Here is a 20,957-nt window from a genome sequence, read left to right as displayed (position 1 = left end):
GCCCATGATCGAGCGCACAGATATAGCGGCCTATTTAGATGTATGGCGGACCGCCAGCTTTGACTCTGGGTGCTGCCCGGTGCGCGATGTCCTCGATCATATGGGCGGCAAATGGACGACCCTGATCCTCATGTCGCTCGCGGCGGAACCCTTGCGTTTCAGCGCCGTGCGCCGCGCCGTCCCGGACATCTCGAAACGCATGCTGACCCAGACGCTCCGGGCGCTCGAGCGGGACGGCATGGTGACCCGCCACGTCTTCCCGACCAAACCGCCAAGCGTCGAATATCGCTTGTCGCCGCTGGGCCTCTCGATCTTGGGACCCGTGGCGAGCCTGATCGATTGGGCGGAGCGCAATCACGGCGATATCCGGCTGGCGCGCGCCCAGTTCGATGCCGCCGCCTGATCGAAGGCACTTGCTGGCGCCGCGTGCCGCGGCACTGCTAATGTGCCGGCCCGTTCTTGGAGACTTGGCCGATGTTCGACGCACCGCCTGAGACAAGAATGTGCCGCTGGCCCCGCGATCACAGTTGAAAGGCGCAAAAAACGATGACCGATCCGGATATTCCGCTCTCGGGCGCCTACACTGAATGGCGGGCGGCGGTCGATCGAACCCTGAACGGCGCGGGCTTCGATACTCTCGTGTCCCGCAGCGACGACGACCTGCCGATCGGTCCGCTATATCGGGCCGGACGCGGCATGCCTGTTTGGCGCGACACACGGCAGCCGTGCCACGTCGTTCAGCGTGTCGATCATCCCGATCTCACGATCGCCAACGGACTTGCGCTCGACGATCTTGACGGCGGCGCGAGCGGGCTCGCTCTGGTGCTGGCCGGGGCGCCGGCCGCGCAAGGATTCGGTTTCGAGATCGCGGACGCGACCGATGCCACATCCTTGCTGGCCGGCATTCGCCTCGACGCGATCGCGGTGCGCTTCGAGGTCGCGACCGTCACCCCACCGCTGGCCTGGGACGCTGTGACGGGCCTGATCGACCCAGGATCGTGTGCATCGAGCATCGATTTCGGCCTCGATCCGATCGGCGTCATGGCCCATGCGGGCGGCATGCCGCAAGCGTGGGGATCGCTGGCCCGCTCGACCGCACAAGCCGTAGCGACCATCAGGCAGAAGGGGTTTGTCTCGCCGGTGCTCCGGGCCGACGGGCGTCCTCACCATGCCGCGGGCGCGACCGACGCGCAGGAGCTCGCCGCCGTGCTGGCGACCGGCGTCGCCTATCTCCGGGCGATCGAAAACGACGGCCCATCGCTTGAAGACGCCCACATGACGCTGAGTTTCACGCTCTCGGTCGATGCCGACGAATTCCTGTCCTTGACGAAGCTCCGCGCGATGCGGCGGCTCTGGGCCAGTCTAGAGACCGCCTGCGGCCTAACCCCTCGCCCGATCGCCCTGCATGCCGAAACGGCGACCCGCATGCTGACGCGTCGCGATCCCTGGACCAACCTGCTGCGGAATGGCTTGGCCTGCTCGGCGGCGCTGCTCGGCGGCGCCGATAGCGTGTCGGTCTTGCCCCACACAAGTGCGCTCGGCCTGCCGGATGGCTTTGCGCGCCGGCTGGCCCGCACCATGCCGCTCGTGCTGATGCAGGAAGCGGATCTTGGACGGGTCGACGATCCGGCAGCGGGATCCGGCGCTTTCGAGGCGCTGACCGATCAGCTCAGTCGTGACGCTTGGCGCCTGTTTCAGACAATCGAACAGGAAGGCGGCATGGTCGCCGCACTCGCGTCGGGCGCGTGGCAGGAGCGGATCGAGACGGCCAGACAGCGGCGGCAATCGGATCTCACGGCCGGGACCCGATGCGTGGTCGGCACGACGGCGTTCACGGCCGCGGACGAGACCTCGGTTGCGGTCCTGCCGGTCTCGAGGCGCGACCGGATCGATCCGCTGACGATAGACGCCACGCGCTTCGTTCCGCTGACGGCACGGCGCGAGACGGCCTTCTTCGACCAACAGGGAAGCGCCCGATGAGCCGCATCCCTGACTTTCGTGCTATCGCCTTTGCGCCCGCCGCCGGGACGCCTGTCGCCGACGACCGCGAGAGTTGGACCACGCCAGAGGGCCTCTCGATCCAACCCGTCTACGGCTCGGGTGATCGCGAGGGCATTGCGGCGGTCGACAGCGTCCCGGGACAGCCCCCGTTTTTGCGTGGTCCCTATCCCACCATGTACGTCACCCAGCCTTGGACGATCCGGCAATATGCCGGCTTCTCCACGGCGGGAGCCTCGAACGCCTTCTATCGCCGCAACCTCGCAGCCGGTCAGAAGGGGCTGTCTGTGGCGTTCGATCTTGCGACGCACCGCGGCTATGACAGCGACCATCCCCGCGTCGCTGGCGATGTCGGCATGGCCGGGGTCGCGATCGACAGCATTCTCGACATGCGCGAATTGTTCGACGGCATTCCGCTCGACACGATGTCGGTGTCGATGACCATGAATGGGGCCGTGCTTCCCATCTTGGCGCTCTATATCGTGGCGGCCGAGGAGCAGGGCGTGCCGCCCGAGAAACTCTCGGGCACGATCCAAAACGACATTCTCAAAGAGTTCATGGTGCGGAACACCTACATCTATCCGCCCGAGCCCTCGATGCGGATCGTGTCCGACATCTTCGCCTATACGTCGAGCCGCATGCCGAAGTTCAACTCAATTTCGATTTCTGGCTATCATATGCAGGAAGCTGGCGCGACGGCGGATCTCGAACTCGCCTATACGCTCGCCGACGGGGTCGACTATATCCGCGCCGGCCTCGCGGCCGGTCTCGCGATCGATGCCTTCGCGCCGCGCCTCAGTTTCTTCTTCGCGATCGGCATGAACTTCTTCATGGAGGTGGCGAAACTGCGCGCCGCGCGCCTGCTCTGGACGCGTCTGGTCGCCCGCTTCGAGCCGACGAGCGAAAAATCGCTGGCGCTGCGGACGCATTGCCAGACCTCCGGCTGGTCGCTGACCGCGCAGGACGTTTTCAACAACGTCACGCGAACCACCATCGAGGCCATGGCGGCGACCCAGGGCGGCACGCAATCGCTGCACACCAATTCGCTCGACGAGGCCCTGGCGCTTCCGACCGACTTTTCGGCCCGCATCGCGCGCAACACGCAACTCGTGCTGCAAAAGGAGAGCGGAACCACCCGCATCATCGATCCCTGGGGCGGGTCCTACTACGTCGAGCGGTTGACGGCCGATCTCGCGAGCCGCGCCTGGAGCCATATCGAAGAAATCGAAGCGTTGGGCGGCATGGCCAAGGCGATCGAGGCGGGCCTGCCGAAGCGCCGGATCGAAGAAGCTGCCGCACGCACCCAGGCCCGCATCGACACGGGCCAGCAAGTGATTGTGGGTGTCAATCGCTTCGCCCCGCGCGACGAGCCACCGCTCGCGGTTCGCAAGGTCGACAATGCCGAAGTCCGCGCGGCTCAGATCGCCAAGCTCGCGCGGCTCCGGGCCGAGCGTGATGACGGGCCGGTCTTGGCGGCACTCGACGCGCTCGAGGCAACGGCTCGGACCGGCATCGGAAATCTGCTCGACCGCGCCATCGCGGCCGCGCGCGCCAAGGCAACGGTGGGCGAGATGTCGACTGCGCTGGAACGCGCTTGGAGCCGCCATGCGGCCGTAACGGATGTCGTGTCTGGCGTCTATTTGAAGGCGTCCGGCAAAGACAATGACGCCATACGGCGCGCCGCTGAGATGACGCGGGCCTTCACCCAGGATAAGGGCTCCAAACCCCGCATTCTCGTCGCGAAGGTCGGCCAGGACGGCCATGACAGAGGCCAGAAAGTCATTGCCTCGGCTTTTGCGGATCTCGGCTTTGCGGTCAGCGTCGGCGCCCTGTTCGCGACGCCCGAGGAAGCGGCGCGTCAGGCGGCGGATGAGAATGTCGACATTCTCGGCATTTCCTCGCTCGCGGCGGGCCATCTGACGCTCGTGCCCGACATCCGCGCCGCTCTCGATGCGCTCGGACGGTCCGATATCCTGCTGGTGGTCGGAGGCGTCTTGCCACAGCAGGATTTCGCCGCCGTGAGGGCCGCCGGCGTCGCCGCGATCTTTCCGCCCGGCACAGTCATTGCCGAGGCCGCCATCGACCTGATGGAGCGCTTAAACGAGCGCGCAGGCTTCACCCAGAAGGACGGGTCAGCCTATCGGCGCTCTTGAGGAGGAGGTCTCAACCCTGCAGAGCACTCGTATCGACCGCGCCGAAGATAGCCGTCACTACGGCATCGTCGAACACGCCGCTATCGGGATCACCGTTGCGGCTGAACGCGAGAGCGCCGGCATGCGTCGCCGCAAGCGCCTGCGCCATTCGCTTGGCGCGATCGCCGTTCGGCGCTTCCTTGGCCTCGCCCGGAACGAGGTCGCCTTCGGGACTTCGATCGAAAGGCACGACGACATGGTAGGTGATCGGGGGCATTTCGTGCTTTCGTTCAATCGGCTCACGAAGCTCTAACCGACCGGAGACACGATGGCGATCAAGTTCGAGGATGACCCTGGCGAAGGCCGCAAGACCAGCAAGGCCGCAAAGCCCGTTCCGGCCGCGCGCGCGGCCGAGCAACCCGACCAGGGCGCCGACGCCGTGACGCAACTCCCATTCGGAAAGGTCGTCAGGCCAGACAAGAAAAAAGGGCGCCGGTAGGCCGATCTCGACCCGCAAGCCGCGCCATCACTGAGCGTGATCGCGCGTCGCGTTGAAGGCCGCACGTCGATTGAGGCTCGGCACGGACCAAACCGTTCGACCATGTCAAGGCTTGGCCCGGCGGGCTCATCCGGCCTATGAGTAGCGCCGACGAAGCCTTTGGCTGAAACAAGCACCCGGCCTCGATCATTGCATTGCTGTCGTATGTCGATCGCCTTTGGTCGTCGTGCCCCTGTCAGAGCCGAGATAAATCGTTTGATGTCGTTCGCTGCCGAAAAAGTCGATCCCGCCGTTCACCACTCACAGACTGACCTTGCGGCCCTCGATGCCGCCGTATCGCGGGCCAATGACGCGCTGGTGAGCGAACAACGCCACGATGGTCATTTTGCTTTCGACCTCGAAGCCGACGCCGCGATCCCGTCGGAATATATTCTGGTCAAGCATTTTCTCGGTGAACTCGACCCCGAGATGGAGCGGAAGACCGGCAATTATTTGCGCCGCCGACAGGAGCAGCATGGCGGCTGGCCGATGCTGGCTGCGGGCGAGATGAACATTTCGGCCAGCGTGAAGGCTTATCTCGCGCTCAAGGCGGCCGGTGACGCCGTGGATGCGCCCCATATGGTCCGGGCCAGGGAGGCGATCCTGAAGGCCGGCGGCGCCGTGAACGTCAATGTGTTTACGAAGACGACGCTCGCTTTGTTCGGCATCGTGCCCTGGCGAGCCGTCCCGGTCATGCCGGTCGAGATCATGCATGCGCCGGGCTGGTTCCCGTTCCACATCTACCGGCTGTCCTATTGGGCGCGTGACACGCTGGTGCCGCTGCTGGTTCTGATGGCCTTGAAGCCACGCGCAAAGAACCCGCGCAATCTATCGATCGACGAACTCTTCATCGTACCGCCGCATGAAGTGCGCCGCTGGCCCAAGACCGTCAATCAGGTTGGGGTATGGGGCGCGGCTTTCGCGGCTCTCGACAAGGTTCTGCATTGGGTCGAGCCCCTTTTTCCCAAGAAGACCCGGGCGACCGCCATCGAGAAGGCGGTGGCCTTCGTCACGGAACGGCTGAATGGCGAGGACGGCCTGGGCGCCATCTATCCGTCGATCGCCAACACGCTGATGATGTTCAAGGTGTTGGGCATGCCCGATAGCCATCCGGACGTGATCACGGCCCGCTCCGCCCTCGAAAAGCTCGTGGCGCATAATGGCGACGAGGCATTTTGCCAGCCGTGCCTCTCGCCCGTCTGGGATACGGTGCTGTCCGCCCATGCCATGATGGAAGCCGAGCCCGAGACAATGCGGGAGGTGGAGCGCGCACTGGATTGGCTCAAGCCTCTGCAGGTGCTCGACGTCAAGGGCGACTGGGCCTATCAGCGGCCCGATCTGCGCCCGGGCGGCTGGGCCTTTCAATATCGCAACCCTCACTATGTCGACCTCGACGATACGGCGGTCGTCGTGTTGGCGATGGATCGGGTTCGCAGCAAGACCGGCACCCGCCGCTTCGACGAGTCGATTGCGCGGGCGCGCGAATGGGTGCTCGGAATGCAGAGCGCCAATGGGGGTGGGCGGCCTTCGACGTCGACAACACCTCCTACTATCTCAATCACATCCCCTTTGCGGATCACGGCGCTCTGCTCGATCCGCCGACCGCCGACGTGACGGCTCGCTGCGTGTCGATGTTGGCGCAACTCGGCGAGCGTCCGGCCACCAGCGCCCCCCTGCACCGCGCGATCGCTTATCTTCTCGATGAGCAACATCCCGAGGGCAGTTGGTTTGGACGGTGGGGGCTCAACTACGTCTATGGGACGTGGTCGGTGCTCTGCTGCTTCAACGCCGTCGATCTCTCGCCGGATCACCCGGCGATCCGTCGCGCGGTCGCCTGGCTCGAAACCATCCAGAACCAGGATGGCGGATGGGGCGAGGACGACCGCAGCTACGCGCTCGACTACAAGGGTTTCAGCCCCGCCCCCAGCACCGCATCGCAAACCTCCTGGGCCGTCATGGGCCTGATGGCGGCGGGCGAGATCGACAGCCCGGCCGTGCGCCGCGGCATCGCCTATTTGGCCGCCAATCAAAGCGCCGATGGTTTGTGGGACGAGGAACGCTACACGGCGACGGGGTTTCCCCGTGTTTTCTACCTCCGCTACATGGGCTACGCCAAATTTTTCCCGCTTTGGGCCATGGCTCGCTATCGCAATATGAAGGTTGGCAACACGTCCCACGTGCTGCATGGCATGTAACGCACGCATCGTCCCGCTCTCGTTTGGCAGCGACGGCGGTCTTGCTTCGGCCGTAATAAACCGCGACGTCCTTGCGCGAACGCCGCTAGCCCGCATCACGAGTAGCGGCCCTCCAAAAAGGACGATGACTTGAAAGCTGTCCGCTGGGACCCCTCCAGCCATGGGGACACTTACGCCTATTATGCGGATCTGCGACGCAACTCACCTGTGATCAGGGCCAAGATCCCGACGCGGGGAACCGGCTGGGTCGTGACCCGCTACGACGACGTGTTGCAGGTGCTTAAGGATGCGCGCTTCTCCAACGATGCGCGAAACTCGTCCAACCCGCCGCTGTTCGGGTTCGGCGGCCGTTACGCTCCGCGGCTGATCAAGCTCGTCGGCAATGCGATGATTTCGGTCGACGACCCCGCCCATGCGCGGTTGCGGCGGCTGGTCTCCAAAGTTTTTACCCCGCGTTCCGTCGCCGATATGGAGCCCTGGATCAACGGCATCGTCGGGCCCATGCTGGATGCGGCCGGGCGGCAGGGCACCGTCGACCTGATGGATGTCTATGCGCTGCCGCTGCCCTTGCAGGTGATTTCGGAAATGCTCGGCATTCCGGAAGCTCAGCGGCTCGCCTTCCACCATCAGGTCGTGCGGCTGATCGAGGTCAACGATCAGCCCATCCGCCGCGCCATTCGCTGGCTTCCGGCGATGCCGAAGCTTCTCAAATTCTTCGAGGATCTGATCGAACTTCGGCGGCGGGAGCCCGACGATAAGCTGATCACGCGATTGATCGCGGTCGAAGAAGAAGGCGATCACCTCAGCCGCGACGAACTCATCGGCATGATCTTCCTGCTGCTGTTCGCCGGGCATGAGACGTCGGTCAATCTGATCGGCAATGGCCTCTTGGCCCTGCTCGAACATCCCGACCAGCTCGCGCTCCTCAAAGCAAAGCCCGACCTGATGGACAATGCCGTCGAAGAGCTGCTGCGCTACACCAACCCGGTCGAATATGGCACAATGCGGTTCGCCCTCGAGGAGGTGACGATCGCCGGCGTGACGATCGCCAAAGGCGATATGGTCATGGCGCTGCAGGCCTCAGCCAACCGCGACGAAACGGCTTTCGTGAATGCCGACAAGCTCGACGTGACGCGAAACGATAAGCGGCATCTGGCGCTCGGCTTCGGCTTGCATTATTGCCTCGGCGCTTCGCTGGCTCGGCTCGAGACGAGGATCGCTTTGAACGCTCTGCTCCAACGCTTTCCCGATGTGAGCCTCGCTGCTCCGATCGAGACGCTCCGCTGGCGCCAATCGAGCGGCCTTCGCGGCGTCGTCTCCTTGCCGGTCACGCTCGGTCGGGCCGTCCAGCCCTTAAAACACACGATCGCTGTCGCAGGCGCGACTTGTCCGATGGATAAGCCGACCCACATCGGCGATGAGCATGTTCTCGCATCCGAGAGAGGTCACGTATGAACATCCGAAAGTGCCTGGTGGCCCTCGCGGCCGGATACCTGATGGCTTTGGCGCCCGCCTATGCGGCACCCAAAAGCGTGATTGGGACATGGCTGACTGAAGACGATGCAGGCCGGATCCGGATCGAACTGTGCAAGCCGGGCAGCGACACGATCTGTGGGTTCGTGGTCTGGATGAAGTCGATTAAAGACGACGACGGTAAGATCAGGCTGGATGAGAAAAATCCGGACACCAAGAAACGGACTCGCCAATTGCTCGGTCACGAGTTGATCTTGAGCCTCAAGCCGAACGAAGACGACCGCTATGCCGGCAAGATCTACGACGCGGATAATGGTAAGAGCTACGACGTGACCCTTTGGGCTGAGGAGCCGAACGAAGTCCGCGTCAAAGGCTGCTTCCTGCATTATCTCTGCGGCTCGCAGACCTGGAAGCGCGTCACCGATATTGCACCGGGTCAGTTGATCGGGGCCACCGGCCAGCCGAATGGGCCGCGACGCGACACGGAATAGCAGCCGCCGCTCCGCTACCTGAACGCGTCAGGGTCCTCGTGACGGTCCCGCCGCCGCGATGATCGGCCGAACGAACGAAGCCCAAGCGGCGTCGTTCGTCGGCGTCATCGCGACAACCGGGTCTGCGCCGAGTCGGTCATCGATCAACCGGCTCTGCAGGTGGTTGACGCCGCCATCGGCCTTGAGCTCGTCGAGCGTCGAGGCAACCCCCGCCATGGCGGAGCAGCGCCCGACATTATACGCATCTTTCATCTCGACCTCTTCGCTGAAGCCGAAGGGGCGGAAGGCGATGCCGCGGCTCTTGAGCCCCGTCTCGAGCAGCGGCCAGACCGGATCGCCGATCATGAAACAGATGGTGTGACCCGCAAGGCTCGCGAGATCGAGCGGGTGTGGTGCTTGCGCCGCGGTGGTCTGTGGCGCGGTCTTCTGTGGCGCGATGGCTTGCGGAACCATGACGGCGAAACTATCGCGGTAAGCCTCGGCCACGGGCGTCAAAGCGGCCGCAAGGCCATGCTCCGTCACGAGACGCGGCTCGAGAAACACGACATCGAGATCGCCCCGCCGCACGCGATCGAAATCATCGTCGAGGTCGAGCAACCGGAGGGCGAAGCGGCCGTCATGGCCCAATACGGCCTCGGCGACGGCACGGCAGAGGTCGGCGGCGCGGCCTGTAGGCGCATCGCCCTCGATCGCCGCATAACCTGGGCGCTCGGTCGCGGCGCAATGCAGGATGCCTTGCTGTTTCACACGATCGAGCACGGCGCCGGCGCGCGCGGGCGATGCCACGGCCAGGATGGCAACGGCTGCCGCAACGATCGCGACCCCAGGAAGCCTCATCACGCGACCTCTCTCAATTATAGGCCGGGAAGGTGATCGGCAGGCTGTTGAACCCCGGCGGGATCGCGGTCGAGAGACCTTGCCGCTTGTCCTCGGGCGTGATGCCGATCGCGGAGCAGCCTTGGCCGCCAAAATGCGGCAGCGTCTCGACATCCTTCTCCGGGATCATCGCATAAGAGGCCGGCAAGGGCGGCATCTCGCCGGTCAGGCGTTTCGGCTCGAACGCCGACAAGAGATCGTCGGTTTCGGGCGTATTGAGGTCGCGCGGCCCGAGGTGATGCTGCACGAAGCCGTTCGGCCCGTTGAACGTCGCGTCCTCCCCGGCGTAAAGCGCCTGAACTTCGTCGGGCAACGAGGCGAGCGGCGGAAGATCGAAGATCGCGCTGATGGTCTCGATCACGGCATTGTGGTCACCCTCCGCGCGCGAGACCGCATGGGCGCGCCCATAGGGCGACATGACGATCATCGGGACGCGGATCCCGCGCGCCAGCGGCAACTGATCCGGCCCATATGAGAGGATCCGCGGCGGCACGTGATCGTAGAAACCGTCGGACTCGTCGTAAGTGAGGACGATCAAGCTCTCGCTCCAGATCTCAGGACGGCTCGCGACCGCATTGACGACCCGAGCCGCCATAGCTTCGCTGAGCTGTCGATCGCTGTAGCCGGGATGGTCGTCGTCGCCCCCCTTGTTGCTGTCGATCGTCGCGATTTCGCTCGGCGTCAGCCCGGCCGGATTGGGATAGGCCTTGTTCTGGATCGGCGGATGCTGCCCGCTGACGGCCGCGAAACCGCCTCGGACGTAGATCACGCCACCATCGAGCGGGAGATCGCCCGCTTTCATGTCGCTGAAGAAGTCGCCAAGGCCGCGCATATTGCTGTGGTAGGTCGGATTATTGACGAGATAGCCAAAATATTGCGGCGCCGAATGGTGGCTCACGTAGCTCGCATGCGAGGCCTCGCCCTCGTGATCGGTCGGCTCATGGTCGTAGCCTTCCTCGTACCAGCGCCACGCCACCGGTTTGCCGCCACGCGAGGTGATGAAGGGAATGTCCTGCTTGATGTCCGGCAGATCGAAATCCGGGTTGAAATCCTCCTTGGCGATTGTCGAGGCATCGCGACCCGCAAGGGTGAGCGGCACGGTCGCGAAGGTCAGGTTCGAGGCGATGTTGCTGTTTTTATAATTTTCACCGCCGCCGCCGGCGGGCTGACGTCCGGACGCAGTCGTGTCGAATTGCGACCCGTAAAAGGGCTGCGGATCGTTCACGAGCGGGGGTCCTTGGGTCGTGCCGTGGTTCTCGCCGGCCGCATAGCTCTTGCCTTCGGCGCCATGCTTCACCCATTGGGTTTCGCCTGCCTGCCCCGCGATCATAGCGATCGCGTTCGGGGTCGAGGGCGTATCCTCCGTTGCGAAGATGTTGTCGAATAAGGTGAAGCGACTCGCGTAGCTCCAGAGGAACGGGATCGTGTCGCAATCGATGTAGCTCATCACGAGCCGGGCATATTGCGTCGCCAGCGATGCGCTCGACGCGCCGCCGCTCGCGACGAAACGGCCAAATTCGGTCTGGGCAAAACCCGTCATCGTCGGCAGCCCGTCTTTCAAGGCCAGTTTCTTGGCGAGGCCCTTGTGGCTGTGGTCGACGCTATCGACGAAGGTCGCATTCTGCTCGGGACCGATGCGAAACGGCTGCAGGGTCTGAGCTGCGCCCGTCTGGTCCGTGTAATGCTGGACAAAGCCGGCCGTATGGGCGGCGTCACGCGGCTTTACTCCGTCCGAAAACAAGCCGTTAGCCCCTGGAAACGTCCCGAATTCATTATCGAACGAGTGATTTTCGTTGAAGATCACGAAAACATATTTGATCTTCTTCCGAAGCGCCGCGATCAGGGCATCGCGCGACGGCGTCGGCTCCTGCGCCGGATCCACCATGTAGGGCGCGATAGCGGCGCTCGGTTCCGGCTGGAGGTGGACGAGACCTGAAGGCGCGTCCTGCGCCAGCGCGGCGGTGACCCAGGCCATGAGCACAACCGACGCGGCGGTGATCGAACGCTTCATCGCAAGATCCTTTGGTGGCGCGGACGTGGTGTCCAGGCTGGACATGGCTACGGGCCATGATGAACCGATCGGATGGTTCTTGCCTAGCCGTGTCGCATGACGGCCTCATGATAGGAGACATTCGCCGCCGTCACGCGACACCCACACCCGCCAGAGAACGCGTCATCGTGTCGGGGAGGCGCCCCTATCGGCCACGCAGCCGAGACGGTAACTTTTGCGGTCCGACGAACGAAACGATCCTCATGGACCCGGCCGCAGCCCTTCGCTGCGGGCTCGGCTCGACAAGGAGTTCCTATGTTGAAATCGACGATGCTTCGGGGCACCCGCCCGGTTTTCCTGGCTGTCGGGTTGTTGGCGGCCGGCGGCGTGATCGCACTCGCGCCGCATTCCTTTGCCGAAGATGCGCGAGCCGTGCCGGCACCGGTGATGGACGAGCCGGCTACAGGATCAAGCGAAACGGCCGTGCTGGCCGGCGGCTGCTTTTGGGGCGTGCAAGGCGTCTTCCAGCATGTGCGCGGCGTCAGCAACGCCGTCTCGGGCTATGCTGGCGGAGCCGCCGGAACCGCCACTTACGATGAGGTGAGCACGGGAACGACGGGCCACGCCGAATCCGTCAAGGTGACGTTCGACCCGCATAAGATCAGCTACGGCAAGATCCTGCAGATCTACTTTTCGGCCATTCACGATCCGACGGAACTGAACCGCCAGGGTCCCGATTCGGGCACGCAATATCGTTCGGCCATCTTCCCGACGAGCGCCGAGCAGGCGCGTGTCGCCAAAGCCTATACGGCGCAGCTCGATTCAGCGCATGTCTATGACGCGGCGGTCGTCACCACGATCGAGCCGGATCGCGCCTTTTATCCGGCCGAGCAGCACCATCAGGACTTCCTGGCCCGGAACCCGCGCTATCCCTATATCGCGATCAACGACATGCCGAAGGTGGAAGCGTTGAAGCGCATGTACCCCGCCCTGTATCGGCCTGAGCCGGTTCTGGTCGCCTCGGCCCCGTCCACCAACTGATCGAACTGGCCGTCTGATAAGGGCGCGGCGGGAGACCGCCGCGCCCTTATGCTTTTGGTCGAGCATCGCGCCCGATCGCAGGCCCGGGATACGTGGCGACCTGTAACGCTGGGCGGGGCACCGACGAACACCTGATGTGCCGATCTTTCCCTGGAGTTTTGTCGATGCCGCCCCGCGCCGTTTGGAGCTTGCCTGGCCATGCGCTAGAACCCTCCGGTAAGCCGGAAGGGATCAGGCGCGCGCTCCATGACTGGCGGATCCAATGACAATGCGGCACGCCTCGACGCGGAATGGTCGGCCATGATGGTGGCGGCCCAAGCCGGCGACAGAGCCGCCTACGAGCGTCTGTTGCGGAGCTCCATGCCGTTGATCCGGCGGGTGGCGCGGCATCAAGGCGTTCAAGTGGATCGGCTCGATGACGTCATCCAGGACGTGCTCATCACGGTGCATCGCGCCCGGCAGACCTATGATCCAACCCGAAGCTTCTCGGCCTGGCTCGGCGTCATCGCGCGGCGTCGGGCGATCGACTCGCTGCGGCGCAATGGGCGACAGGATCGGCGGGAGGTCTTCGCTCCGATCGATTACGAGAACCATGCCGACCCGGCTGCCGACGCGCGCCAGACCCGCGGCGGCGAAGCGCCCGACGATGCCATGATGGCGGCATTGGATCGACTGCCAACCGGGCAACGCGAAGCGATCGAGGTGCTGGCACTGCGCCAGCTGTCGCTCGACGAAGCCGCAGATTTTACGGGCAAAACCAAGGGCGCCCTCAAGGTCAACATGCATCGCGCCTTGAAGAGCCTGCGGGCGCGTTTCGGCGGGGAGGAGTGATGGCGGCCCATCTCGAGACCCTCATCGACGATCTCGGTGCCGATCTCACGCCAGTCCATCGCTTGGCTTCGCCGCTGATCCGCGCCGCCGGATGGGTCGCGGTGGTGGCCGCGATCGGTGTCGCGTTCGCAAGTGTCGCCGATCTGCCCGCCGTCCTGCACCGGCTGCGAATGGTGCCGGACATGTGGCTCGCGGTTCTCGGCTCCACCATGACGATGGTGCTGGCCGCCGTCGCGGCTTTTGAAATGAGCATGCCCGATCGAAAGGCGACCTGGGCTTTGCTGCCTCTCCCGGGCGTCGTGCTCTGGGTCGCGGCCACCGGCATGGGTTGCCTCCGGTCTTGGATCATCCCCGATGTGCCGGCGGCCCCGATGGCGGAGGCACCGCATTGCTTCGCCTTCATCGTCGGCCTGTCGATCCCGCTCTCGATCGTCATGATCGTGATGGTGCGGCGCGCCTGCCCGTTGCGGCCGAACTTGACGGCGGCCATTGGCGGCCTCGCGGTTGCGGCCGGTGCCGCCACCCTGCTCAATTTTTTCCATGATTTCGATGCGGGTGCGACCGATATCGCGGTGCATGTGGTCGCGATCGCGCTCGTGATCGGGCTCAATCGCCTGCTCGGAGGCCGGCTGTTCGCCGGACGAGGGCTTGCGCCCCGGGCGTGACACGGCTCCTGGCGATCAACCCTGCGAGGGCGTGAATCGCGCCACGAGTTCATGCTCGTTGCCCGGGTAGGTCAGGGTCACGATCGTGATCGGGTTGTCGGCGTTCCAGGTTCGCCGCTCGATCGTCAGGCACGCCGATCCGTCCGCGATCGAGAGCGCTGCCGCCACGTCGTCGTCCGCGGCGGTTGCCCGGATCTTATGCTCGGCGGCAGACCATGGCACGCGCTCGATCAGCCACGCGCCCGGCGGCACAATCGTGAAACTCTCCTCGGCCGCCTCGGGCACGGCCGCGAGATTGATGAGCCGCCGTTCCAGGCAGAACGGTCGCGGTCCGGCAAAGTGGCGACAGACGATATGCAGCACCTCGCCGGGCGATGCGAGCCCGAGACGCTCCTGTTCGGCGCGCATGCTCCGCCGCTTGCGGCAGAGCGTGATCTCGTGGCGATACGGCAGGCCGAGCGCCAAGACCTCCGCTTCGAGATCGTGAATATCCAGCACGGCCGATTGCGAATGGGGGCGCTTGACGAAGCTGCCGGCTTTGCGCCGACGCTCGATCAACCCGGCATTGGCAAGCTGCGTCAGCACCTTGCTGACCGTCATGCGCGAACACTGATACTGCGCCGTGAGCTCGTGCTCGAACGGGATCCGGGTCCCCGGCGGCCATTCCCCCGAAAGAATGCGCTCCTCGATCTCGGTCAGGATCCGCGCATGCAACGACATCGGCGGCATGGCCTCGTGCCTGGTTGGCCCGGTCCCGGTCACGCCGCCCGCAAGCCGGCCACGACGGCGCGGAAGTCGCGTGCGATGGCGTCGCGGCCATGATGGCGGCCGGCCTCGACCAGCTTACGGCCGGCGACCCAGACGCAATCAACCAGGGTGTCGCGTCCGGCGAAGACCCAGGCATCGAGGATCGCGTCGCCGGTGCACCCTGCCAGCGTGACATGCGCGGCGTCGAGCGAGACCAGATCGGCCCGCGCCCCCACCACCAGCCCCCCGCCCGCAACACCGAGCGCTGCGCTTCCGCCGCGCAAGGCGCCCTCAAACAGCGCCCGCCCGGTGGAGCCGCCCGCGACCGCCATGACGTTGCGGGCGCGATGCGCGAGCCGTTGGGAATATTCGAGCTGACGCAATTCGTCGGAGAGGCCGATCAAAACGTTTGAATCCGATCCGATGCCGAAGCGGCCGCCGGCTTCCGTGAAGGTCGGGGCCTCGAAGGTGCCGTCGCCGAGATTGGCCTCGGTGATGGGGCAGAGGCCAGCGACGGCGCGGGTCGCCGCCATGCGAAGCGTCTCGGCCTCGGTCATGTGGGTCGCGTGGATGAGGCACCAGCGATCGTCGACCGGCGCGTGATCAAGCAACCACTCGACGGGGCGCTGCCCGGACCAGGCGAGGCAATCCTCGACCTCCTTCATCTGTTCGGCGATATGGATGTGAACGGGGCCGCCCTCGGCGAGCGGCAGAATGGCGGCGAGATCCTCCGGCGTCGCGGCCCGGAGGCTATGCGGCGCAAGACCCACGATGGCGCCATCCAGGCCGGCAACCGAGACGCGGCACCGGTCCAGCAGCCACGCATATCCATCGAGGCCGTTGGTGAAGCGACGCTGGCCATCGCCGGGCGCGCCGCCGCCAAAGCCCGAACGGGCATAGAAGACCGGCAGGAGCGTCAGACCGATGCCGGTCGTGGCGCAGGCCGCCGCGATGCGGCCCGCCATCTCGGCGATGTCGGCATAAGGCGTCCCGTCGCGATCGTGGTGAAGGTAATGAAACTCGCCGACCCGGGTGAAGCCGGCTTCCAGCATCTCGACATACAGCTGCGCCGCGACGGCCTCGACCTCCTCGGGCGTCATCGTCAGGGCAAAGCGATACATTGTCTCCCGCCAGCTCCAAAAGCTGTCAGCGGCGGGTCCGCGCGTTTCGGCGAGTCCCGCCATGCCGCGTTGAAACGCGTGGCTGTGAAGGTTGGGCATGCCCGACAGCAGGATGGCGTGACGTTCATCACCCGGCTGCGGGGTAGCATCTGGCTCGATCGCTTCGATGACACCCGCCTCGATCGTGACGCGGACGTCGTTGCGCCAGCCGTCGGCCAGGAGAGCTTGCGCCGCAAAGAAGACACCCATGTCGATCCCCTACCCTGACGGCTCCGGCCACGCGGCTTGCATCGCTTTTATTATGTCTATACATTTGACGCTAGCCGAAAAGCACCGAAGGACGACGAGACGATGCCGGACAGCGACACCGAGACACGATATGACCGGCTCTGGCGCAACGCCCGGCTAGCCACGATGGCACCCGGCCTGCCCGGTCTGGGCATCGTCGAGGCCGGAGCCATCGCGGTCAAGGATGGGCGCATCGCTTATGCCGGCCCCGAATCCGATCTGCCCGCAGCCTTGCGACAGGCGCCCGATGTCATCGATTGCGACGGTCGCTGGATCACGCCCGGCCTCATCGATTGCCACACGCATCTCATCCACGCCGGCAATCGGGCGCATGAGTTCGAGTTGCGGCTCAATGGCGCCACATACGAAGACGTGGCCCGCGCGGGTGGCGGCATCGTCTCATCGGTGAGAGGCTTGCGGGCCGCCAGCGAGGACGATCTCGTCCGCGAGGCCCTGCCCCGGCTCGACGCCCTGATGGCCGAAGGTGTCACCACGATCGAGATCAAATCCGGCTACGGGCTCGACCTCGCCAACGAACGCAAATCGCTGCTGGCGGCGCGCCGCCTCGCCGACGAGCGCGATGTCGCGGTCCGCGCGACATTCCTGGGCGCCCACGCGCTGCCGCCCGAGGCCGAGGGCGACAAGACCCGGTATCTCGACACGCTGATCGGCGAGATGCTTCCGGCTCTCGCGGCCGAGGGGCTGATCGACGCGGTCGATGGATTTTGCGAGGGCATCGCCTTCTCGCCCGACGAGATCGCCCGCGTGTTCAAAGCGGCAAAAGCCCTCGGGCTTCCGGTCAAGCTGCATGCCGATCAGTTGTCCAACCTCGGCGGCGCGGCTCTGGCGGCGCGGTTCGGCGCCTTATCGGCCGACCACCTCGAACATACCGACGAGGCCGGAGCCATGGCGATGGCGAAAGCCGGCACGGTCGCGGTCATCCTGCCGGGGGCTTTCTACTTCATCCGCGAAACCCAACGGCCGCCGATTGACCTCTTTCGTCGTCACGGGGTGCCCATGGCGCTCGCGACCGACAACAACCCCGGCACATCGCCGCTCACGTCCTTGCTGCTGACCATGAACATGGGCGCGACGCTGTTCCGCATGACCGTGGACGAATGTATCGCCGGCGTCACGCGCGAGGCGGCTCGCGCCCTCGGCCTGCTTGGTGAGACGGGGACACTCGAGGTGGACCGATGGGCCGATCTCGCGATCTGGAACATCGAGCGCCCGGCCGAGCTCGTCTACCGGATGGGTTTCAACCCGCTACACGCCCGCATCCGGAGTGGCCAATGACCAGCATCACTTTCAAACCCGGCGCCGCGAGCCTTGCGGATTGGCGCGCCATCTATCGGGGCGCGGTGCCGACGCTCGATCCGGCTTGCCGGGCCGCCGTCGAGGCCAGCGCCGCATCGGTGGCTCGGATCGTCGCCAAGGGCGAGCCGGTCTATGGCATCAACACGGGTTTTGGAAAGCTCGCCAGCGTCCGCATCGACGCGGCCGATCTCGCGACGCTCCAGCGCAACATCGTGCTGTCGCATGCGGCGGGCGTCGGCGAGCCCATGCCGGTGTTGATCGCGCGTTTGATGATGGCCCTTAAGCTCGCGAGCTTGGCGCAGGGCGCATCGGGCGTCCAGCCCGCGACGCTCGATCTCCTCGCGGCCATGCTGGCGCGCGACGTCATTCCGGTCGTTCCAGCCCAAGGCTCGGTCGGTGCGTCGGGCGATCTCGCGCCTCTGGCCCATTTGACGGCCGTCATGATCGGGGTCGGCGAGGCTTTCACCCCGAAAGGCCGCTTGCCCGCGACCGAGGCGCTGGACCAAGCTGGACTCCGGCCGGTGACGCTCGGCGCCAAGGAGGGGCTCGCGCTTCTCAACGGCACCCAGTTTTCGACCGCCAACGCGCTTGCGGCCTTGTTCGAGGCCGAAATCCTGTTTCGCTCCGCTCTGGTGACGGGCGCCTTGTCGACCGACGCCGCCAAGGGCTCCGACGCGCCGTTCGATCCGCGCATCCACGCTTTGCGAAAACATCGCGGACAGATCGAAACCGCTGACGCCCTCCGCGCCCTGATGGCCGGCAGCGCCATCCGCCAGTCGCATCTCGTCGGCGACGAGCGCGTGCAGGACCCCTATTGCCTACGCTGCCAGCCCCAGGTGATGGGCGCGTGCCTCGACGTGCTGCGTCAGGCCACCGCCCTGCTGCTGACCGAGGCCAATGGCGTGTCCGACAATCCGCTGATCTTCCCGGACACTGACGAGGCTTTGTCCGGGGGGAATTTCCACGCGGAGCCGGTGGCTTTCGCGGCCGACATGATCGCGCTCGCGGTCTGCGAGATCGGCTCGCTCGCCGAGCGCCGGATCGCCATGCTGGTGGACCCCGCGTTGTCGGGGCTCCCGGCCTTCCTGACCCCGAAACCCGGCCTCAATTCGGGGTTCATGATCCCGCAGGTCACGGCCGCCGCGCTCGTGTCGGAGAACAAGCAACGCGCCTATCCGGCCAGCGTCGACAGCATCCCGACCTCGGCCAATCAGGAGGATCACGTTTCAATGGCGGCGCATGGCGCGCGACGGCTGATCCCGATGGTCGAGAATGCCACCGCCGTGATCGGCATCGAACTTCTGGCTGCCGCGCAAGGCTGCGATTTCCACGCGCCGCTCGCCTCGAGCGCCGGGCTGGACGCGGTGCGGGCGCTGCTGCGGGCCGAGGTGCCTCGGCTCGACGACGACCGGCATATCCATCCAGACATGGAAAAGGCGATCGCGCTGGTGCGTAGCGGTGCGGTCGCGACAGCCGCCTCGATCGCGCTGCCCGATCTCGCCGACTGAACCGAACCCGCCTAGACTGAGAGACGCCCTTCCCGTTCGCCACAAAGGTCCACCATGACCCGCATCGACAATGCCCGCACGATCCGCTCGCCCCACGGCACGACCCTGACGGCGAAAAGTTGGCTGACCGAAGCGCCGCTGCGGATGCTGATGAACAACCTCGATCCGGATGTCGCGGAGCGGCCCGGCGAGCTCGTGGTCTATGGCGGCATTGGCCGGGCGGCGCGCGACTGGGAGAGTTTCGACGGGATCGTGGCGGCTCTGACCACGTTGGAGGCCGACCAGACCCTGTTGGTCCAATCCGGCAAGCCGGTCGGGGTGTTTCGCACCCATGCGGATGCGCCGCGCGTACTGATCGCCAATTCGAACCTGGTGCCGCATTGGGCCACGTGGGACCATTTCAACGCCCTCGATCGCAAGGGCCTCATGATGTACGGCCAGATGACGGCCGGCTCGTGGATCTACATCGGCACGCAGGGAATCGTTCAAGGCACCTACGAGACTTTCGTCGAGATGGGCCGGCAGCATTACGGCGGCGATCTCGCGGGACGCTGGATCCTGACCGCCGGCCTCGGCGGCATGGGCGGCGCACAGCCGCTCGCCGCGACCATGGCGGGCGCCTCCTGCCTCGCGGTGGAATGCCGCCAGAGCAGCATCGAGTTCCGGCTTCGCACCGGTTATGTCGACGTGCAGGCGAAGGATCTCGACGACGCGCTCGCGATCATCGACAAAGCGAAGGCCGACAAGACGGCGATCTCGGTCGCGCTACTCGGCAATGCAGCCGATGTGTTCCCCGAACTTTTCCGGCGCGGCGTGCGCCCGGATTGCGTGACGGACCAGACCTCCGCCCACGACCCCGTCAACGGCTATCTGCCGAAAGGGTGGACGCTCGATCAGTGGGAAAGCACGCGTGAGCGCAACCCCGCCGAGGTCACCAAAGCGGCGAAACACTCGATGGCGACCCACGTCCGGGCCATGCTGGACTTCCATAAGGCGGGCGTGCCGACCGTCGACTATGGCAACAACATTCGGCAGATGGCGCTGGAGGATGGCGTCGCCGACGCGTTCGATTTTCCGGGCTTCGTTCCGGCTTATATCCGGCCGCTGTTCTGTCGCGGCATCGGTCCGTTCCGCTGGTGCGCCCTGTCGGGCGACCCCGAGGATATCTATAAGACCGACGCCAAGGTGAAGGAGATCCTTCCCGACAACACCCATCTGCATAACTGGCTCGACATGGCACGGGCCAGGATCAAGTTTCAGGGCTTGCCGGCGCGCATCTGCTGGGTCGGTCTCGGCGATCGCCACAAGCTCGGCCTCGCGTTCAACGAGATGGTGGCGTCCGGCGAACTCAAAGCCCCGATCGTGATCGGCCGCGACCACCTCGATTCCGGCTCGGTCGCCTCCCCCAACCGCGAAACCGAAGCCATGCGCGACGGGTCGGATGCGGTGTCGGATTGGCCGCTGCTGAATGCCCTGCTGAACTGCGCCTCCGGCGCGACCTGGGTGTCGCTGCATCATGGCGGCGGCGTCGGTATGGGCTTTTCGCAACATGCCGGCATGGTGATCGTGGCGGACGGGACCGCCGAAGCCGCCAAGCGGATCGAGCGCGTGTTGTGGAACGACCCGGCGACCGGCGTCATGCGTCACGCCGATGCGGGCTATGAGAGCGCCATCGACTGCGCCCGTGAGAAGGGCCTCGATCTGCCCGGCATCCTCGGCTGAGAACCAGCGGCTGAGCCAAAGTCT

Annotated in this window: 17 protein-coding genes and 1 pseudogene; 13 read left to right on the top strand and 5 right to left on the bottom strand. The window is 65.3% G+C overall.

Annotation, left to right across the window (positions count from 1 at the left end):
* The first annotated feature begins 4 nt into the window (after positions 1-4).
* The 3 genes from EY713_RS09055 (at position 5) to scpA (ending at position 4,151) form a co-directional block, all read left to right on the top strand.
* Entirely contained in the window at positions 5-403 is a 399-nt protein-coding gene (locus tag EY713_RS09055; RefSeq protein ID WP_131114506.1) for a winged helix-turn-helix transcriptional regulator, read from the top strand.
* A gap of 143 nt (positions 404-546) precedes the next feature.
* On the top strand, positions 547-1,980 hold the full coding sequence (locus tag EY713_RS09050; protein WP_131114505.1) for a methylmalonyl-CoA mutase family protein: 1,434 nt from the start codon (positions 547-549) through the stop codon (positions 1,978-1,980).
* Entirely contained in the window at positions 1,977-4,151 is a 2,175-nt protein-coding gene (gene scpA, locus EY713_RS09045; RefSeq protein ID WP_131114504.1) for a methylmalonyl-CoA mutase, read from the top strand. Before EY713_RS09050 ends, scpA begins: the two co-directional genes overlap by 4 nt.
* A gap of 10 nt (positions 4,152-4,161) precedes the next feature.
* On the opposite strand, the gene EY713_RS09040 is transcribed toward scpA, so the two are convergent.
* On the bottom strand, positions 4,162-4,407 hold the full coding sequence (locus tag EY713_RS09040; RefSeq protein WP_165491081.1) for a hypothetical protein: 246 nt from the start codon (positions 4,405-4,407) through the stop codon (positions 4,162-4,164).
* A gap of 51 nt (positions 4,408-4,458) precedes the next feature.
* Here EY713_RS09040 and EY713_RS22720 point away from each other — a divergent pair, with 51 nt between their 5' ends.
* The 4 genes and pseudogenes from EY713_RS22720 (at position 4,459) to EY713_RS09025 (ending at position 8,827) form a co-directional block, all read left to right on the top strand.
* Entirely contained in the window at positions 4,459-4,629 is a 171-nt protein-coding gene (locus EY713_RS22720) for a hypothetical protein (protein ID WP_165491080.1), read from the top strand.
* A gap of 258 nt (positions 4,630-4,887) precedes the next feature.
* Positions 4,888-6,863 (top strand): annotated as a pseudogene (gene shc / locus EY713_RS09035) (squalene--hopene cyclase).
* A 129-nt stretch (positions 6,864-6,992) separates the two neighbouring features.
* Complete coding sequence (locus EY713_RS09030; protein ID WP_131114503.1) at positions 6,993-8,318, top strand: cytochrome P450 family protein; 1,326 nt, start codon at positions 6,993-6,995, stop codon at positions 8,316-8,318.
* Complete coding sequence (locus EY713_RS09025) at positions 8,315-8,827, top strand: DUF2147 domain-containing protein (RefSeq protein WP_131114502.1); 513 nt, start codon at positions 8,315-8,317, stop codon at positions 8,825-8,827. The genes EY713_RS09030 and EY713_RS09025 overlap by 4 nt, the downstream gene beginning before the upstream one ends.
* Before the next feature lie 27 nt (positions 8,828-8,854).
* On the opposite strand, the gene EY713_RS09020 is transcribed toward EY713_RS09025, so the two are convergent.
* A complete protein-coding gene (locus EY713_RS09020; RefSeq protein ID WP_131114501.1) occupies positions 8,855-9,664 on the bottom strand; it encodes a type 2 periplasmic-binding domain-containing protein in 810 nt (269 codons plus the stop codon).
* 13 nt (positions 9,665-9,677) lie between these two features.
* Positions 9,678-11,714 (bottom strand): alkaline phosphatase family protein, encoded by a 2,037-nt coding sequence (locus tag EY713_RS09015; protein ID WP_165491079.1) that lies wholly within the window; start codon positions 11,712-11,714, stop codon positions 9,678-9,680.
* Positions 11,715-12,008: 294 nt separating this feature from the next.
* Between EY713_RS09015 and msrA the strand changes: the two genes are divergently transcribed.
* From msrA to EY713_RS09000, 3 genes are all read left to right on the top strand, one after another.
* Positions 12,009-12,734 carry a peptide-methionine (S)-S-oxide reductase MsrA gene (gene msrA / locus EY713_RS09010; protein ID WP_131114499.1) on the top strand — a complete coding sequence of 242 codons (726 nt, stop codon included), beginning with the start codon at positions 12,009-12,011 and terminating at the stop codon, positions 12,732-12,734.
* A gap of 246 nt (positions 12,735-12,980) precedes the next feature.
* Positions 12,981-13,565, top strand: coding sequence for a sigma-70 family RNA polymerase sigma factor (locus EY713_RS09005; RefSeq protein WP_210215321.1), 585 nt, complete (start codon positions 12,981-12,983; stop codon positions 13,563-13,565).
* Positions 13,565-14,230, top strand: coding sequence for an NrsF family protein (locus EY713_RS09000; RefSeq protein WP_131114498.1), 666 nt, complete (start codon positions 13,565-13,567; stop codon positions 14,228-14,230). The genes EY713_RS09005 and EY713_RS09000 overlap by 1 nt, the downstream gene beginning before the upstream one ends.
* 15 nt (positions 14,231-14,245) lie before the next feature.
* Here EY713_RS09000 and hutC read toward each other — a convergent pair whose 3' ends face one another.
* A complete protein-coding gene (gene hutC / locus EY713_RS08995; RefSeq protein WP_131114497.1) occupies positions 14,246-14,959 on the bottom strand; it encodes a histidine utilization transcriptional repressor HutC in 714 nt (237 codons plus the stop codon).
* 29 nt (positions 14,960-14,988) lie between these two features.
* A complete protein-coding gene (locus tag EY713_RS08990; protein ID WP_131114496.1) occupies positions 14,989-16,347 on the bottom strand; it encodes a formimidoylglutamate deiminase in 1,359 nt (452 codons plus the stop codon).
* 102 nt (positions 16,348-16,449) lie between these two features.
* On the opposite strand from EY713_RS08990, the gene hutI reads away from it, so the two are divergent.
* The 3 genes from hutI to hutU are packed head-to-tail and all read left to right on the top strand — an operon-like array spanning position 16,450 to position 20,933.
* A complete protein-coding gene (hutI, locus tag EY713_RS08985; protein WP_131114495.1) occupies positions 16,450-17,682 on the top strand; it encodes an imidazolonepropionase in 1,233 nt (410 codons plus the stop codon).
* The gene (gene hutH / locus EY713_RS08980) at positions 17,679-19,211 is read left to right on the top strand and encodes a histidine ammonia-lyase (RefSeq protein ID WP_131114494.1); all 1,533 of its coding nucleotides are present in this window, start codon (positions 17,679-17,681) and stop codon (positions 19,209-19,211) included. Before hutI ends, hutH begins: the two co-directional genes overlap by 4 nt.
* A gap of 54 nt (positions 19,212-19,265) precedes the next feature.
* The gene (gene hutU, locus EY713_RS08975; protein ID WP_131114493.1) at positions 19,266-20,933 is read left to right on the top strand and encodes a urocanate hydratase; all 1,668 of its coding nucleotides are present in this window, start codon (positions 19,266-19,268) and stop codon (positions 20,931-20,933) included.
* Positions 20,934-20,957: the final 24 nt, after the last annotated feature.

Origin of the sequence: Lichenihabitans psoromatis (assembly GCF_004323635.1) — a bacterium.
Lineage (GTDB): Bacteria > Pseudomonadota > Alphaproteobacteria > Rhizobiales > Beijerinckiaceae > Lichenihabitans > Lichenihabitans psoromatis.
The sequence above is the reverse complement of the archived record's forward strand: the minus strand, read 5'-3'. Positions and strand labels throughout refer to the sequence as shown.